At 69.5% G+C, this 14,914-nt stretch carries 14 protein-coding genes; 7 read left to right on the forward strand and 7 right to left on the reverse strand.

What is annotated here, in order from left to right:
* Nucleotides 1-97 precede the first annotated feature (97 nt).
* Both CW362_RS43820 and CW362_RS22705 read left to right on the forward strand, forming a co-directional pair.
* On the forward strand, nucleotides 98-271 hold the full coding sequence (locus CW362_RS43820) for a hypothetical protein (RefSeq protein WP_167455633.1): 174 nt from the start codon (nucleotides 98-100) through the stop codon (nucleotides 269-271).
* 300 nt (nucleotides 272-571) lie between these two features.
* Nucleotides 572-1,042, forward strand: coding sequence for a VOC family protein (locus CW362_RS22705; RefSeq protein ID WP_206301023.1), 471 nt, complete (start codon nucleotides 572-574; stop codon nucleotides 1,040-1,042).
* 338 nt (nucleotides 1,043-1,380) lie between these two features.
* On the opposite strand, the gene CW362_RS22710 is transcribed toward CW362_RS22705, so the two are convergent.
* Both CW362_RS22710 and CW362_RS22720 read right to left on the reverse strand, forming a co-directional pair.
* Nucleotides 1,381-1,824, reverse strand: coding sequence for a GNAT family N-acetyltransferase (locus CW362_RS22710; RefSeq protein ID WP_103551365.1), 444 nt, complete (start codon nucleotides 1,822-1,824; stop codon nucleotides 1,381-1,383).
* A 286-nt stretch (nucleotides 1,825-2,110) separates the two neighbouring features.
* Nucleotides 2,111-2,536, reverse strand: a complete 426-nt coding sequence (locus CW362_RS22720) for an arsenate reductase ArsC (RefSeq protein WP_103551367.1) — start codon at nucleotides 2,534-2,536, stop codon at nucleotides 2,111-2,113.
* A 135-nt stretch (nucleotides 2,537-2,671) separates the two neighbouring features.
* Between CW362_RS22720 and CW362_RS22725 the strand changes: the two genes are divergently transcribed.
* Both CW362_RS22725 and CW362_RS22730 read left to right on the forward strand, forming a co-directional pair.
* Nucleotides 2,672-2,986: an ArsR/SmtB family transcription factor gene (locus tag CW362_RS22725; protein ID WP_103551368.1), complete on the forward strand. Its 315-nt coding sequence runs from the start codon at nucleotides 2,672-2,674 to the stop codon at nucleotides 2,984-2,986.
* A 43-nt stretch (nucleotides 2,987-3,029) separates the two neighbouring features.
* Nucleotides 3,030-3,815 carry an aquaporin gene (locus tag CW362_RS22730; protein WP_103551369.1) on the forward strand — a complete coding sequence of 262 codons (786 nt, stop codon included), beginning with the start codon at nucleotides 3,030-3,032 and terminating at the stop codon, nucleotides 3,813-3,815.
* Nucleotides 3,816-3,884: 69 nt separating this feature from the next.
* Here CW362_RS22730 and CW362_RS22735 read toward each other — a convergent pair whose 3' ends face one another.
* Entirely contained in the window at nucleotides 3,885-4,262 is a 378-nt protein-coding gene (locus CW362_RS22735) for an ArsR/SmtB family transcription factor (protein WP_103551370.1), read from the reverse strand.
* A gap of 228 nt (nucleotides 4,263-4,490) precedes the next feature.
* Here CW362_RS22735 and CW362_RS22740 point away from each other — a divergent pair, with 228 nt between their 5' ends.
* From CW362_RS22740 to CW362_RS43420, 3 genes are all read left to right on the forward strand, one after another.
* A complete protein-coding gene (locus CW362_RS22740; protein WP_103551371.1) occupies nucleotides 4,491-5,879 on the forward strand; it encodes an NAD(P)-binding domain-containing protein in 1,389 nt (462 codons plus the stop codon).
* Between the two features lie 187 nt (nucleotides 5,880-6,066).
* Nucleotides 6,067-6,408 carry a PadR family transcriptional regulator gene (locus CW362_RS22745; RefSeq protein ID WP_103551372.1) on the forward strand — a complete coding sequence of 114 codons (342 nt, stop codon included), beginning with the start codon at nucleotides 6,067-6,069 and terminating at the stop codon, nucleotides 6,406-6,408.
* Nucleotides 6,409-6,428: 20 nt separating this feature from the next.
* The gene (locus tag CW362_RS43420; protein WP_162684184.1) at nucleotides 6,429-6,959 is read left to right on the forward strand and encodes a hypothetical protein; all 531 of its coding nucleotides are present in this window, start codon (nucleotides 6,429-6,431) and stop codon (nucleotides 6,957-6,959) included.
* Nucleotides 6,960-7,446: 487 nt separating this feature from the next.
* On the opposite strand, the gene CW362_RS22755 is transcribed toward CW362_RS43420, so the two are convergent.
* From CW362_RS22755 to mrdA, 4 genes are all read right to left on the reverse strand, one after another.
* Nucleotides 7,447-9,417, reverse strand: a complete 1,971-nt coding sequence (locus CW362_RS22755; RefSeq protein ID WP_103551374.1) for a TIGR03960 family B12-binding radical SAM protein — start codon at nucleotides 9,415-9,417, stop codon at nucleotides 7,447-7,449.
* A gap of 176 nt (nucleotides 9,418-9,593) precedes the next feature.
* A complete protein-coding gene (locus CW362_RS22760; protein WP_103551375.1) occupies nucleotides 9,594-11,135 on the reverse strand; it encodes a CYTH and CHAD domain-containing protein in 1,542 nt (513 codons plus the stop codon).
* A gap of 138 nt (nucleotides 11,136-11,273) precedes the next feature.
* On the reverse strand, nucleotides 11,274-12,470 hold the full coding sequence (rodA, locus tag CW362_RS22765) for a rod shape-determining protein RodA (protein WP_103551376.1): 1,197 nt from the start codon (nucleotides 12,468-12,470) through the stop codon (nucleotides 11,274-11,276).
* The gene (gene mrdA, locus CW362_RS22770) at nucleotides 12,467-14,725 is read right to left on the reverse strand and encodes a penicillin-binding protein 2 (protein WP_103551377.1); all 2,259 of its coding nucleotides are present in this window, start codon (nucleotides 14,723-14,725) and stop codon (nucleotides 12,467-12,469) included. Before mrdA ends, rodA begins: the two co-directional genes overlap by 4 nt.
* Nucleotides 14,726-14,914: the final 189 nt, after the last annotated feature.

Consider the following 14,914-nt stretch of genomic DNA (forward strand, 5'->3'; position numbering starts at 1 on the left):
CTCGGCCGGCTCCCCTCCACCACTGCCGACGTGTCCCCTCGGTTTTCCGTCCCACGACAAGGGAACCCGGCCGGTGGGATTCCGCGGAGGTACGAAGATGAGTGCCGGAGAACGGGCCAAGGCGAAGGCCGAGCAGGTCGTCGGAAAGACCGTGCGGAAGGCGGCCCACGCGATGCACAAGGAAACTCTCGCGGCGAAGGGCGCCGCCCTCGAGGCACGGGGCAGATTGCGCGGCACGAAGGAACAGGCCAAGGGCTCCTTCAAGCGCTGACAGGTCTCGTCACCGTGCGCACGCCCCGGTACGGCAGGCGGAGCGCGAGGTCCCGGCCGGGCAGGAACACGCACGCGCACGGCACGTGAGCGGCCGGGCGGGCCGTCTCCACCCGGAGCCGAGGAGGTACGGAGCCGGATCCCCGGACCGAGGCCGTGGACTCGACCGGCGCCGCGACCGCGTCCCCGTCGGGACACACCGAGCCGCGACCGCATCCCGATCGGGACGCACCGATGAGTTCCGCCGACCGGGCCGGTCTACCAGGACGTACGCCACCGAGCCACCGACTGGAGACCCACCATGACGCACCCCGCACACCCCGGCCGCATGCTGTTCGTGAACCTCCCCGTGGCGGACCTCGAGCTCAGCAAGGCGTTCTTCGCCAAGCTCGGGTTCGGCTTCAACCCGAAGTTCACCGACGAGACCGCCGCCTGCATGCTGGTCGGCGAGGACGCCTTCGTCATGCTGCTCACCCGCGAGAAGTTCGCGGAGTTCGCGAAACTGCCGATGGCCGATCCCACCACGCACACGTTGGCGCTGTACTGCTTCAGCGTGTCGTCCCGCGACGAGGTCGACGCGGTCAGCGCCACCGCGCTCGCGGCGGGCGGCACCGAGGTGGACGACGCCGAGGACTACGGCTTCATGTACTCACGCAGCTTCTACGACCTCGACGGCCACGGCTGGCAGGTCATGTGGATGGACCCCGCGGCGGCGGAGCAGGGCCCCGAGGCGTTCGCGGCCTCCACGCAGGACGCCGACACCCCGGCCTGACCCCGCCCGCTCCGCGCGTACACCGTCGCCGTGCGGCCGTCGGCCACGCCGAGGGCCCCCTCCCGGACAGCCGGACGGGAGGGGGTTCGAAGGCCCGACGGACGGGGAACCGGAACGTCGACGGCAGCCGGCGCAGCGACCACCTGGTCGAGGAGGACGTCCGGGCGGCACACCGGCGGGTGGTGGATCCGCCGACCGGATCGCGGAAGACGCCCTTCTCGTCACGGGCTTGCGTCGGACCACCCGTCAGGTCGTCCTGGCGGACAGCGCAGCCGCCGCCTCGTCCACGAGAGCGGCACGGTTTGTGGTGCTGCACCGCAGGATCCCGGCCAGGCCGATCACGCCTGCGCGGCGCCTTCGATCTTCTTGCTGAAGTGGAAGGAGTTGATGCCCATCCGCTCCCGCAGGTAGAAGCGATGGGCCTCCACCCGCTGTGTACCCGAGTCCAGGTCCAGCCTCCGGCACCCCGTCTCCCGCGCCCGCTCCTCCAGGTACGAGAGGAGGGCGCGGCCCACCCCGCCCGATCGAGCGGTCTCCGCGGTGACCAGGTCGTCCACGTACAGCTTGCGCACCGCGCTGGTGTTCACGATGACACGCCATCCGGCCACACCCACGCACGTTCCGTCGTCGCTGAACGCGGCGGTGAAGCGCAGCCCTTGCGCGTACCCCTCCTCGTACACCTCGCGGAAGAGGTCCTCGGTGAGGTGCGGACGCAACTCGCGCAGGACGGGCAGTATCAGGCCGAGCCGCAGGTCACCGGGGTTCAGATCCAAGATCTTCATGTCGGCACCCTAGCCCCGGCCACATCGGGTTTCCGCCTCGGTCCGCAGGCGAGGCGTTCCCTCGACCGCGCCACGACCGGCGGCCGACGTGCGGACGCGCCTCCCCACCAACTCACGCACCATCGAACGCCAGTGGCCGCTCGTGGCCGGCGCCGGACCCGCGTTCTCGACCGTCAGCGGCAGCACCTTCCAGCCCGTCGGACCGATTCGCATGGCCGTGTCCGTCTGCGGCAGACCAGAACGTCACCTCATGGGCCGCGCCGGAGCGAGGCCCATGAAGCCCGACTCAGTCCTCGGCCTTCGCGGCAGCGTCGATCTCGGCGATCAGGGCCTCGATGCGGACCTTGATCTCGTCCCGGATCGGGCGGACCGACTCGACGCCCTTGCCCGCCGGGTCCTCCAGCGCCCAGTCCAGGTACTTCTTGCCCGGGAAGATGGGGCACGCGTCGCCACAGCCCATGGTGATGACGTAGTCGGACGCCTGGACTGCCTCGGTGGTGAGGATCTTCGGCTCGGCCTCGGAGATGTCGACGCCGACCTCACTCATGGCCTCGACCGCGGCCGGGTTGACCCGGTCGCCCGGAATCGAGCCGGCGGAGCGGACCTCGACCCGGTCGCCCGCGAGGTGGGAGAGGAATCCGGCGGCCATCTGAGAACGGCCGGCGTTGTGAACGCAGACGAACAGCACGGAGGCGAGCGGGCTGGAGGACATCGGTTCTTCCTTCGCGAGCGGACCGAGCGGACCGAGCGGGCCCCTGCGGGTCGTCGCCGACGAGACGCCGGGAGACTGCCACTTGAGATCAGCCCGGACTGGTATCAGTTCAGACTGATGTGACAGTATCAGCCCATGCTGACGTCAGTCGACACTGATCTGATCCGGGTACTGGCCGACCCGCTGAGGCTCCAGATCGTCACCCTGCTCGCCAAGGAGACGCTCTGCACCACGCACCTGATGGAGGAGACGGGGGCCAGGCAGACCAACCTCTCCAACCACCTGAAGGTGCTGCGGGAGGCCGGGGTCGTGGAGACAGAACCGTGCGGCCGGTTCACGTACTACCGGCTCAAGCCAGAGGTCATCGCCTCGCTGGCCGGTCAGTTCGCCGACCTCGCGGAGACCGCGCGTGTCACCGCGGAGAACGACACCAAGCGCTCCTGCCCCTGAGTCCGCCGCACCCTTCGCCATCCGCACGCATCGAGGAGACCTGTTGAGCGCCACCGAGGCCGCTGAGCACGACAGAGCCGAGCCCCCCGCACCCCCGGTCACCGGACCGCAGCCCGCCCCAGGTGCCACCCCGCCCCAGGCTCCTCCACTGATCGCCAAGGCGCTGGCCGAACTCGTCGGCACGGCGGCGCTCGTGGCGATCGTGGTCGGCTCCGGTATCCAGGCCACGGAACTGACCAAGGACGTAGGTCTTCAACTGCTCGCCAACTCCACGGCCACCGTCTTCGGCCTCGGCGTCCTGATCACTCTGTTCGGCCCGGTGTCCGGCGCGCACTTCAACCCGGCGGTCACCCTGGCCGAGTGGTGGACCGCCCGGCGGGGCGGCGCCGGCGTGAGCGCGCGGGAGCTGGCCGTCTACGTTCCCGCGCAGATCGCCGGTGCGATCGCGGGCTCTTTCCTGGCCGATGCGATGTTCGGCGCACCGCTGGTGAAGTGGTCCACCCACGACCGTTCCAGCGGGAACCTGCTGCTCGGTGAGGTGGTCGCGACGGCGGGGCTGATCCTGCTCGTCTTCGGCCTGGCCCGCACCGACCGTCTTCGCTTCGCGCCCGTGGCGGTCGCCTCCTACATCGGTGCCGCGTACTGGTTCACGTCGTCCACGTCGTTCGCCAACCCGGCGGTGACGATCGGCCGCGCCTTCACCGACACGTTCGCGGGCATCGCCCCCGGCTCGGTGCCGGGCTTCATCGCCATGCAGTTGATCGGCGCCGCGGTGGGGCTCGCGCTGGTGGCCCTCATCTTCCAGTCCGGCCGGAAAGCCTCCGCCTGACACGGGTGGCCCGGGTGGTGATGATCGGCGGCGGCAGGGCAGTACCCGGCCGCCGCACCGGGCCGGGCGTCAGGCCGCAGCCGGCCCGAAGGCCAGCAGCTTGCCCATCGCCGCCAGTACCGAGGGCTCAACCCGGTAGTAGACCCACGTGCCGCGCCGCTCGGAGGTGAGCAGCCCGGCCTCCTTGAGCTTCTTCAGGTGGTGGGAGACGGTCGGCTGAGAGACCCCGACGTCGGAGATGTCGCACACGCACGCCTCGCCGCCCTCGTGGGAAGCCACGGCGGAGAACAGACGGAGCCGTACCGGGTCGCCCAGCGCCTTGAACATCCGCGCGGCCGTCTCGGCCTCATCGGCGCTGAAAGGGCGCTCCGTGAGCGGCGGGCAGCACGGCGCCGCGGCGGCGGCAGGCTCGGGCTCGATCAGCGGCAGCACGTTCGTGTTCGACATGCATCTATGTTGACATACGTCGAACCAAGGGCCGCGGGGGTCGACCACTCGCGGACGACAGGGGCCCGCCGCGCGCACGCCCGACCACCCGCCAGTGATCACTTCGCTTCGCACTCCGCATCGCCCATCTTGCTACTTCGATGAATGTCTATGTTGACGTTGATCGAAGCAAGTGCCATGCTGGCCGCGCAAGCCATCGACAAACGTCGAAACAAGCAAGGAGTCGCTGTGAACGCGCCCGTCCCCGCTGAGCTGCCCGTCGTCGTGATCGGAGCCGGACCCGCCGGTCTGGCCGCCGCCGCCCACCTGGTCGACCGCGGCATCGAGCCGCTGGTCCTGGAAGCCGGTCCGAGGGCCGGTGCAGCGGTGCGGGAGTGGTCGCACGTGCGGCTGTTCTCCACCTGGGGCGAGGTCACCGATCCGGCAGCGGAGAAGCTGCTCGCACCGACCGGGTGGACCAAGCCGGACCCGGCTTCCTACCCGTCGGGCGGGGACTGGGCCGGGCAGTACCTCCAGCCGCTCGCCGATGTCCTCGGTGACCGGGTCCGCACCGGAGCACGGGTGACCGGCGCGTCCCGGACCGGCCGAGACCGGATCGTCGACGCCGACCGCGAGTCACAGCCGTTCGTCGTCCACGTCGAGCACACGGACGGCCGCGAGGAGCGGCTGTTCGCCCGAGCGGTCATCGACGCATCCGGCACCTGGACCACCCCCAGCCCCGCCGGCGGCAGCGGCCTGCCCGCACTCGGCGAGCGTGCAGCCGCCGACAGGATCACCTACCGCGTCCCCGACCTGAAGGACCCGGCCGTACGTACCCGGCACGTCGGAAAGCGCACCGCCGTGATCGGCTCCGGGGCATCCGCCTTCACCGCGCTGGCCTACCTCGCCGACCTGGCCAAGGCCGACGACGGCACGGGCACCAAGGCCGTGTGGATTCTGCGCCGCGGCATCTCCGGCTCGACCTTCGGCGGCGGCACCAGCGACCAGCTCCCGGCCCGCGGCGCACTCGGTCTGGCCGCCAAGGCCGCAGTGGACGACGGATACGCGGACGCCGTCACGGGTTTCCGCACCGATGAGATCGAGCGTGACGACGCCGGCCGCCTGGTCCTCGTCGCCGAGGACGGCACTCGCCTGGAACCGGTGGACGAGCTGATCGTCCTGACCGGCTTCCGCCCGGACCTGTCGTTCCTGTCCGAGATCCGCCTCGGCCTGGACGAGCGCCTTCAGGCGCCGATCGAACTCGCGCCGCTGATCGACCCCAACCAGCACTCGTGCGGCACCGTCTACCCGCACGGCCACCGCGAACTCGCCCACCCCGAACACGGCATCTACCTGGTCGGCATGAAGTCCTACGGCCGCGCCCCGACCTTCCTCGCCATGACCGGCTATGAACAGGTCCGCTCCGTCGTCGCCGCCATCGCAGGCGACATCGACTCCGCCGACCGCGTCGAACTCACCCTCCCCGAAACCGGAGTCTGCGGCGGAGCAGGACTCTTCGACGCCCCCGAAGCGGACCAGGCCGAGGGCGGCTGCTGCGCCCCGGCACCGCAACTCATCCAGCTCGGCGCGAACACCGCCACGCAGGAAGCGCCGGCGGGCGGCTGCTGCGGCTCGTAACCACCCTCAACACCCCTAGACACGGGGCCGCGACGGGATCGGGGGATCGGTCGCGGCCCCGCTCGGTTCGACCCGCTCTGCCCGCCCCGCAAATCACCTGATGGGGCTTCATCTCGCCTCAGCGCGAAGCCCGTTCAGCGTTCGGCCGGGGGTAGCGATCCTAACTAAGCATATGTAGAGTTAGGGCATGGAGAGTCCTGGAAGGATCACCCCGGCTCTGCTCGACGTTCTGAAGGAACTCGTGGGAGCTGATGCCGAACTGCACGGCTTCGCGCTGTCCAAGGAGTGCGGGAGGCCAACGGGAAGCATCTACCCGATCCTGGCACGCCTCGAAGAAGCAGGGTGGGTGGCAAGCCGCTGGGAAGAATCCGCCATCGAAGGCAGGCCCCGAAAGCGCCTCTACCGCCTCAGCCCCGATGGGTTGATTGCGGCAAGAAGCTTGCTGGCAGAGCGTCACTCAACACGTGCAGCACGTTCGGCACGACGCCTGCTGCCTGGGCTGAGGGGCGCATTGGGGGCCAGCGAATGAACCCGTGGACCATCGCGACAGTGATTGTCGTACCGTTACTCCTCGCGGAGTTCGGCGAAGTAGCACCATGGATCGCCGTCAAGATCGTCCGGTGGGGTGCTCGATTTGTCGGCGACCACGAACGTACCGAGCGCTACAAAGAGGAATGGGCCGCAGGGCTGGACACGGTGCCCGGAAAGCTGTCCAAGCTCTTAAAGGCTCTGGGCATTCTCTGCTATGCGGTACCCAGGATGCGATTGCAGGTCAGGCGCGACGTCTACCGCTGGCGATGCTTCCGCGTACTCCACGCGGTAACGGCTTTATGCATGCCGCCTGTTGCCGCGAGGATGGCCAGGAAGCGAGCAGGAAACTACCAGATCTACGGGCTGGGGTCGTTCACCACCACTTTGCGCGCCCTAACGGAATGCCTTGAAGAGATCGTAGATGCAAGGCATGTGCGCTGGATCATTCCATGCGAACAGGTCCTCGTTCGCGAGCATTTCCGCGTCACCTTGGACCATAGGCAGGGGCGACTCTTGATGGAGTCGCTTGACAGTTCGACAACAGCGTAGCCATGGGGTCGACGGATCCTCGATTGACGCCGCAAGGCGGGCGCCGTTGCGCAGCCAGACCAGTGGACCCTCGAAATGCGGCACATGCAGATATCAGCGTGCTGCCCCTAAAGCCATCGCCTGCCTCCGCGAGGGCGGGTTCTGGCGTCACGCCGCCGGCCGAACCGGTTTGATGACTCCCTGACTCAGCTACGCAGGCGGTCCCAACGTCACTTGTGGGCCCACTCGCCGACGAGCCCCCTTCCCAGTCAGGGAAGGGGGCTCGCGGTCGTTCACGTCACGCAGAAGCCGATCTGGGCCTCAGACCCACTCCACCTCGGAAACGATGTGCAGCGAAGCCTCAGGGCCCGGCAGGGGCGTCCGGAGGGGTGCTGACGGCACCGACGGGCGCGGGACCGAGATGCCGGCCGCGGACAGCGCAACGCCAACCTCGTCCTCGCTCGCCCCCGCCAGAGCCTGAGCCACCCGATCGAGTGCCCCGCTCACGTCAGTGAGAGTGGCCGCTCGACGCCGGCGCCGGAGCTGCGTTCTTGACCGTCAGCGGCAGGAGCTTCTTACCGGTGGGGCCGATCTGGATGCTGGTGTCCATCTGCGGACAGACGCCGCAGTCGAAGCACGGTGTCCAGCGGCAGTCCTCGACCTCGGTCTCGTCGAGGGAGTCCTGCCAGTCCTCCCAGAGCCAGTCCTTGTCGAGGCCCGAGTCGAGGTGGTCCCAGGGGAGGACCTCCTCGTAGGTGCGCTCGCGGGTGGTGTACCAGTCGACGTCGACGCCGAAGGGGGCCAGGGCCTTGTCGGCGCAGGCCATCCAGCGGTCGTAGGAGAAGTGCTCGCGCCAGCCGTCGAAGCGGCCGCCGTCCTCGTAGACGGCGCGGATGACGGAGCCGATGCGGCGGTCGCCGCGGGAGAGCAGGCCCTCGACGATGCCCGGCTTGCCGTCGTGGTAGCGGAAGCCGATCGAGCGGCCGTACTTCTTGTCACCGCGGATCTTGTCGCGGAGCTTCTCCAGGCGGGCGTCCGTGTCCTCGGCGGAGAGCTGCGGCGCCCACTGGAAGGGGGTGTGGGGCTTGGGCACGAAGCCGCCGATGGACACCGTGCAGCGGATGTCGTTCTGGCCGGAGACCTTGCGGCCCTCGGCGATCACGTTCATCGCCATGTCGGCGATCTGCATGACGTCCTCGTCCGTCTCCGTCGGCAGGCCGCACATGAAGTACAGCTTCACCTGGCGCCAGCCGTTGCCGTAGGCGGTGGAGACGGTCCGGATGAGGTCCTCCTCCGAGACCATCTTGTTGATGACCTTGCGCATGCGCTCGGAGCCGCCCTCGGGGGCGAAGGTCAGGCCCGAGCGGCGGCCGTTGCGGGTCAGCTCGTTCGCGAGGTCGACGTTGAAGGCGTCCACGCGGGTGGAGGGGAGGGAGAGGCCGATCTTGTCTTCCTCGTAGCGGTCCGCCAGGCCCTTGGCGATGTCGCCGATCTCCGAGTGGTCGGCCGAGGAGAGGGACAGCAGGCCCACCTCCTCGAAGCCCGTGGCCTTCAGGCCCTTCTCGACCATCTCGCCGATGCCCGTGATGGAGCGCTCGCGCACCGGGCGGGTGATCATGCCCGCCTGGCAGAAGCGGCAGCCGCGCGTGCAGCCGCGGAAGATCTCCACGGACATGCGCTCGTGGACCGTCTCGGCCAGGGGCACGAGGGGCTGCTTCGGGTAGGGCCACTCGTCGAGGTCCATGACCGTGTGCTTGGACACGCGCCACGGGACGCCCGACTTGTTCGGGACCACGCGGCCGATGCGGCCGTCGGGGAGGTACTCGACGTCGTAGAAGGCGGGGACGTAGACGCTGCCCGTCTTCGCGAGGCGGAAGAGGACCTCCTCGCGGCCTCCGGGGCGGCCCTCCGCCTTCCAGGCGCGGATGATCTCGGTCATGTCGAGCACGGCCTGCTCGCCGTCGCCGATGATCGCCGCGTCGATGAAGTCGGCGATCGGCTCGGGGTTGAAGGCCGCGTGGCCGCCCGCGAGGACGATCGGGTCGTCGAGCGTGCGGTCCTTGGACTCCAGCGGGATGCCCGCCAGGTCCAGGGCGGTCAGCATGTTCGTGTAGCCCAGCTCCGTGGAGAAGGACAGGCCGAACACGTCGAAGGCCTTCACCGGGCGGTGGCTGTCCACGGTGAACTGCGGGACCCGGTGCTCGCGCATCAGTTCCTCGAGGTCCGGCCAGACGCTGTACGTGCGCTCGGCGAGGACGCCCTCGCGCTCGTTCAGCACCTCGTAGAGGATCATGACGCCCTGGTTGGGCAGGCCGACCTCGTAGGCGTCGGGGTACATCAGGGCCCAGCGGACGTCACAGGACTCCCAGGGCTTGACCGTGGAGTTGAGTTCTCCGCCGACGTACTGGATCGGCTTCTGCACATGCGGGAGCAGAGCTTCGAGCTGTGGGAAGACCGACACGGCGGTTTCGGCAGGCATCTCGCGAACCTTCGTGAGCTGATGGGGATGACCATCTAGCGTAACGCGATCGGAGGGGCTCGCCGCACCGCCGGACGGACACCGGGCTCCCGCCGCCTCCCGGTCCCCGCCTCCGGTGCCGCGCCGCCGGGCGGGCGCCGAGGCTCCGGTCCCGCCCGTGACCTGCGGCGACGCCGTCAGACCGTGGTCTGCGCCGCGATCTTCTCCCAGGCCTCCGGCAGGGCCGCCTCGGCCGCTGCGGCGCGCTGCTCCTCGCGGCCGTAGAGCACCCCGTAGGTGAACGAGCTCTCCCCCGCCGCGTGGGCCAGGGTCGCCAGTTCCCGCAGGGTCTCCCGGGTCATCACACTGTCCTGGTGGTCGCCGAGGAGGCTCTGCAGCGACTTCATCGACTTGACCAGGCCGGTGGCCGGTGCGCCCAGGGCCGGGGCCGCGGCCTCGGCGGCGTAGCGGGTGCGCTTGGCCTTCTTGCGGGCCTCGTGCATCGCGTGGTCGCGGTCGGTGCCCGGTGGCCGGTCGAGGGCCTGCTCGACGAGGTCGGAGACCTTTCCGAAGTCCTTGCGGACGGCCTTCGCGATCACCTTCCCGGGGTCGCCCCCGGCCGCCTCGAGCAGCGGCGGGTCGGTCACGAGCGCGTCGAGCGCGGTGAGCAGCGCCATGTACCGCTTGCCGTCCAGGACGGCGATCAGGCGGCGCCGGGAGCCGCCGCGGCGGGCGTTCGCCCAGGTGCGCAGCCGGGCGCGGACGGGGCCGGAGAGCAGGGTGCGGGGCAGTTCGCCGAGGGACTCGGTGAGCCGCTCGGTGAGGACTTCCTGGTCGCGGTCGACGCCGAGTTCGCCGGCCAGCCATTTCAGCTCGTCGCCGATCGGGTCGGTGACGGTTCGGTCGAGGACCTTCCGGTACGAGCGGAAGGTGCTGCGCATCCGGCGGGTGGCGACGCGCATGCTGTGCACGGAGTCGGGGAGGTCGCGGCGGACGGCGGGATCGAGTTCGACGATGGCGTCGTACTGGGCGCGGAGGTAGGCGAGGACGTGGTCGCCCGCGCCGGCCGGCTCCTTCTCGGGAGCGGGCTTCCCGGTGGGCTCCTCGGCGGGCTTCCCGGCTCGCTTCCCGGTCCTGGTCGCGCCCAGCGCCTTCGCCAGTTTGGAGGGCGAGGCGGAGCGTTTCAGTCCGGCCTTGCGGAGTTTCTTCTCGACCTTGTCGAGGAAGGCGGGGTCGCCGTCGTCGGCGAGTTCCACCTCGATCTCGGTCCAGGCCGCGGTGCCGTCGCCCGCGCCGATCCGGTCCGCGCGGACGCGGTCGAGGCTGACCTCGGCGAGCAGGGCGCCGGAGTCGTCGACGAGGTGGCGGACGTCGCGGGCCGAGCGCAGGCGTACGAGGGGGACGAGTTCGGCGTCGCGGACGCGAGAGCGGACGAGGCCCGTGAGCACGCGGGGCACGGTGTCGGAGAGGGGGGCCCGGATCTCGTCGCGCACGCCCTCGGAGACGGGGAGCTTGAGGTGCCAGCCGGCGTCGTCGCCACCGGTGCGGCGGCGCAGGGTGAGGGAGGCGGCGGCGAGGCGTTGGTCGGGGGTGTCGTAGTAGGTGGCGTCGAGTTCGGCGACGCCCTTGTCGACGACGCCCGCGACGCCCGGGACGCCGCTCAGGTCCGGCATCTCGGTTCCGCCCTCGGCGGCGGGGCCTTCGTACTTACGCTCGATCTCGCGCTTCGTGTCCGCCATGAACCGAATCTAGACGTGTTTGCGGGCCGTGGGCAGTAGCCGACCGGCCCGGTTTGGCCGGAGGTCTTCCTTTCCGGTCGGACCGGGTGTCACCTCGTGTTCTCCGGGGTGACACCCGGCCTCCGTCCGGGGGGTCGCCTAGGCCGACATCGGGCGCTGCACCCTGATCGATTGCAGGAGGCCGATCGCGACCCAGACCGCGAACATGGAGGATCCTCCGTAGGACACGAACGGGAGCGGCAGACCGGCGACCGGCATGATTCCCAGGGTCATGCCGACGTTCTCGAAGGACTGGAACGCGAACCAGGCGATGATTCCGGCGGCGACGATCGTGCCGTACAGCTCGGTCGTCTCGCGGGCGATGCGGCAGGCGCGCCAGAGGATGACGCCGAGGAGCAGCAGGATCAGGCCCGCGCCCACGAAGCCCAGTTCCTCGCCCGCGACCGTGAAGACGAAGTCGGTCTGCTGCTCGGGCACGAACTGGCCGGTGGTCTGCGAGCCGTGGCCGAGGCCGGTGCCGAAGAGGCCGCCGGAACCGATGGCGATACGGGCCTGGTTGGTGTTGTAGCCGACGCCGGCCGGGTCGAGGTCGGGGTTGGCGAAGGCCGCGAAGCGGTTGATCTGGTACTCGTCGAGGACGTGCAGGCGCCAGGCGGCGACCGCGCCGAGGGCGCCCGCGCCGATGAGGCCGAACACCCAGCGGTTGGAGGCGCCGGAGGAGAGGAGCACGCCGAGCACGATGACGACCGCGACCATGATCGTGCCGAGGTCGGGCATGAGCAGCACGATCATCATCGGGACGGCCGCGAGGCCCAGTGCCTGTACCACCGTGCGGTGGTCGGGGTACGTCTTGTCGCCGGCGTCCACCCGGGTGGCCAGCAGCATGGCCATGCCCAGGATGATCGTGATCTTGATGAACTCGGCGGGCTGGAGCGACAGTCCGCCCGCGACGAGCCAGTTGCGCTGGCCGTTGATCGTGGCGCCGAGCGGGGTCAGCACCAGCAGGATCATGAAGACCGAGATCCCGTACAGGATCGGCACGGCCGTGCGCAGGGTGCGGTGGCCGAGCCAGATCGTGCCGATCATCAGGGCGAAGCCGATGCCGGCGTTCATCAGATGGCGGATGAGGAAGAAGTACGGGTCGCCCTGGTTGATCTCGGTGCGGTTGCGGGTGGCCGAGTAGACGAGGGCCGATCCGATCGCCGAGAGCGCGACGGCCGACAGCAGTATCGGCCAGTCGAGCCTGCGGGCGATCGAGTCGCGGGCGAACAGGCGTGTCCAGCCCGCGCGCTCGGGTCCGTACCCGGAGACGGAGAAGTTGTTGGCTCCGGTCATGTCAGGATCCTCTTCCCCCGCCCCTTCGGCGGGCGGGCCGTACGCCTTCGGGTGACGCGGTTGCCGCCGGTGGGCGAGGCGGTGGTGCCGGCGGGCTGGTCCGGGCCGGGGGTGGCGTCCTTGGGGGCCTGGCTGGCCTGCTGGTCCTTGGCCGGGTCCTTGGAGATGCGGCCGGACTCGATCGTGCCGTCGGTCTGGATCTTCGGCAGGCCCTTCTGCGGGGTGGGCAGGAGGGCGTTCTTCTTGTCGATGCTGCCGTCGGCGGCGACGCCGTAGAGCGCGTTGTAGATCTTGCGCACGGCCTCACCGGACGCTCCCGAACCGGTACCGGCCTGGGAGATCGTCATGATGATCGCGTAGTCCTTGGAGTACGTGGCGAGCCACGACGTCGTCTGCTTGCCGTAGACCTCGGCGGTACCGGTCTTGGCGTGCAGCGGGATCTTGTCCTGGGGCCAGCCGCCGAACTTCCAGGCGGCGGTACCGCGGGTGACGACGCCCGCGAAGGCTTCGTTCATGCCCTTGAGCGTGGCCTTGCTGACCGGGAGCTTGCCGCTGACCTTGGGCTTGATCTCCTGGACGGTGCTGCCGTCGGCGCTGACGATCGCCTTGCCGATGGTCGGCGTGTACATGGTGCCGCCGTTGGAGACCGCGGAGTAGATGACGGCTTCCTGGATGGGGGTGACGAGGGTGTCACCCTGTCCGATGGAGTAGTTGATCGAGTCGCCCTCGCGCATCTTGTTGCCCTCGAGGCAGTTCTCGTACTCGATCTGCTGGACGTAGGTGCCGCCCTTCTTGCCGGACTTGCACCAGGCGTCCTTGTTGGCCTTCCAGTAGTTCTGCTTCCAGGTGCGGTCCGGGACGCGGCCGGTGACCTCGTTGGGGAGGTCGACGCCGGTCTCCTGGCCGAGTCCGAACTGGTGGGCCGTCTTGTAGAAGTAGTCCTTGGGCTTCTTCTTCGGGTTGATGCCGCCGTCCTTCTTCCACTCGTTGTCGGCGAGTCCGTAGAAGACGGTGTCGCAGGAGACCTCCAGCGCGCGGCCGAGCGAGATCGGGCCGAAGCTCTCCCCTTCGAAGTTCTTGAAGACCTGGCTGCCGACGGAGTACGAGCTGGTGCACGGGTAGTGCCCGTCGAACGGGTATCCGGCCTGGACCGCGGCGGCGGTGGAGACCACCTTGAACGTCGATCCGGGCGCCGACTGACCCTGTATGGCGCGGTTCAGCAGCGGGTAGTTGGACTTCTTGCCGGTGAGGGCGGTGTAGTCCTTGCCGGAGATGCCGCCGACCCAGGCGTTCGGGTCGTACGTCGGGGCGGACGCCATGGCGACCACGCGGCCGGTCTTGGCCTCCATGACCACGACGGCGCCGGAGTCGGCCTTGTAGTTCTCGCCGGTGATCTTGTCGAACTGGGTCCGGGCGACCTTCATCGCGTAGTCCAGCTCGTACTCGGCGACGCGCTGGACGCGGGCGTCGATGCTGGTGACGAGGTTGGCGCCGGGTTCGGCCTTGTCGCTCTTGGCCTTGCCGATGACCCGGCCGAGGTTGTCGACCTCGTAGCGGGTGACGCCGGCCTTGCCGCGCAGGGCCTTGTCGTACTGCCGCTCCAGGCCGGAGCGGCCGACCTGGTCGGAGCGCAGGTAGGGCGAGTCGGTGTCCTTGGCCTTGGTGATCTCGTCGTCGGTGACGGGCGAGAGGTAGCCGAGCACCTGCGCGGTGTTGGCCTTGCCGGGGGCGGCGTAGCGGCGCACGGCCTCCGGTTCGGCGGTGATGCCGGGGAAGTCCTCGGAGCGCTCGCGGATCTGCAGGGCCTGCCGGGCGGTGGCCTTGTCGGTGATGGGGATCGGCTGGTAGGGCGAGCCGTTCCAGCAGGGCTGCGGCGTCTTGGCGTCGCAGAGGCGGACCTTCTGGATGACGTCCTTCGGCTTGAGGCCGAGGACGCCGGCGAGCTTGGTGAGGACGCCCTTGCCGTCGTCGGCCATCTTCATCAGGTCCGTGCGCGAGGCGGAGACCACGAGCCGGGTCTCGTTGTCGGCGATCGGCACGCCCCGCGCGTCGAGGATCGAGCCGCGCACGGCGGGCTGGACGACCTGCTGGACGTGGTTGCCGGAGGCTTCCTTGGCGTACTCGTCGCCGTTGCGGATCTGGAGGAACCAGAGCCGTCCGCCGAGGGTGCCGAGGAGGGAGAGCACGAGAATCTGGATGACGACGAGACGGATCTGGACCCGTGGGGTCCGGCCGGTCTCAGGAATATTGGTCATGGGCGCAGCCCATCCGCTGGAAGGGTGGTGGTGGGCGACGGGTGGGCGGTCACTGCTGCTGCCTCCCCCTCTCAGTGTGTGTACGAGTCGTACGAATACACGGCGAACCTGTGCGCGGTGACACCGCGGCCGGTCAAGTGCCGTGCTGCCCGGGGCGCTTGAGCCGGCCGCGGGGCGGGGCTCGTCGCT

This window comes from Streptomyces populi (genome assembly GCF_002911015.1).
In the GTDB taxonomy this organism is placed as follows: Bacteria; Actinomycetota; Actinomycetes; order Streptomycetales; family Streptomycetaceae; genus Streptomyces; species Streptomyces populi.

Coding starts and splice junctions, on each gene's coding strand:
- CW362_RS22725 (WP_103551368.1), top strand. CDS start 2,672: ATGCTGACGTCAGTCGACACTGATCTGATCCGGGTACTGGCCGACCCG.
- CW362_RS22710 (WP_103551365.1), bottom strand. CDS start 1,824: ATGAAGATCTTGGATCTGAACCCCGGTGACCTGCGGCTCGGCCTGATA.
- CW362_RS22735 (WP_103551370.1), bottom strand. CDS start 4,262: ATGTCGAACACGAACGTGCTGCCGCTGATCGAGCCCGAGCCTGCCGCC.
- CW362_RS22755 (WP_103551374.1), bottom strand. CDS start 9,417: ATGCCTGCCGAAACCGCCGTGTCGGTCTTCCCACAGCTCGAAGCTCTG.
- CW362_RS22760 (WP_103551375.1), bottom strand. CDS start 11,135: ATGGCGGACACGAAGCGCGAGATCGAGCGTAAGTACGAAGGCCCCGCC.
- mrdA (WP_103551377.1), bottom strand. CDS start 14,725: ATGACCAATATTCCTGAGACCGGCCGGACCCCACGGGTCCAGATCCGT.
- CW362_RS22745 (WP_103551372.1), top strand. CDS start 6,067: ATGGAGAGTCCTGGAAGGATCACCCCGGCTCTGCTCGACGTTCTGAAG.
- CW362_RS22720 (WP_103551367.1), bottom strand. CDS start 2,536: ATGTCCTCCAGCCCGCTCGCCTCCGTGCTGTTCGTCTGCGTTCACAAC.
- CW362_RS22705 (WP_206301023.1), top strand. CDS start 572: ATGACGCACCCCGCACACCCCGGCCGCATGCTGTTCGTGAACCTCCCC.
- CW362_RS43820 (WP_167455633.1), top strand. CDS start 98: ATGAGTGCCGGAGAACGGGCCAAGGCGAAGGCCGAGCAGGTCGTCGGA.
- rodA (WP_103551376.1), bottom strand. CDS start 12,470: ATGACCGGAGCCAACAACTTCTCCGTCTCCGGGTACGGACCCGAGCGC.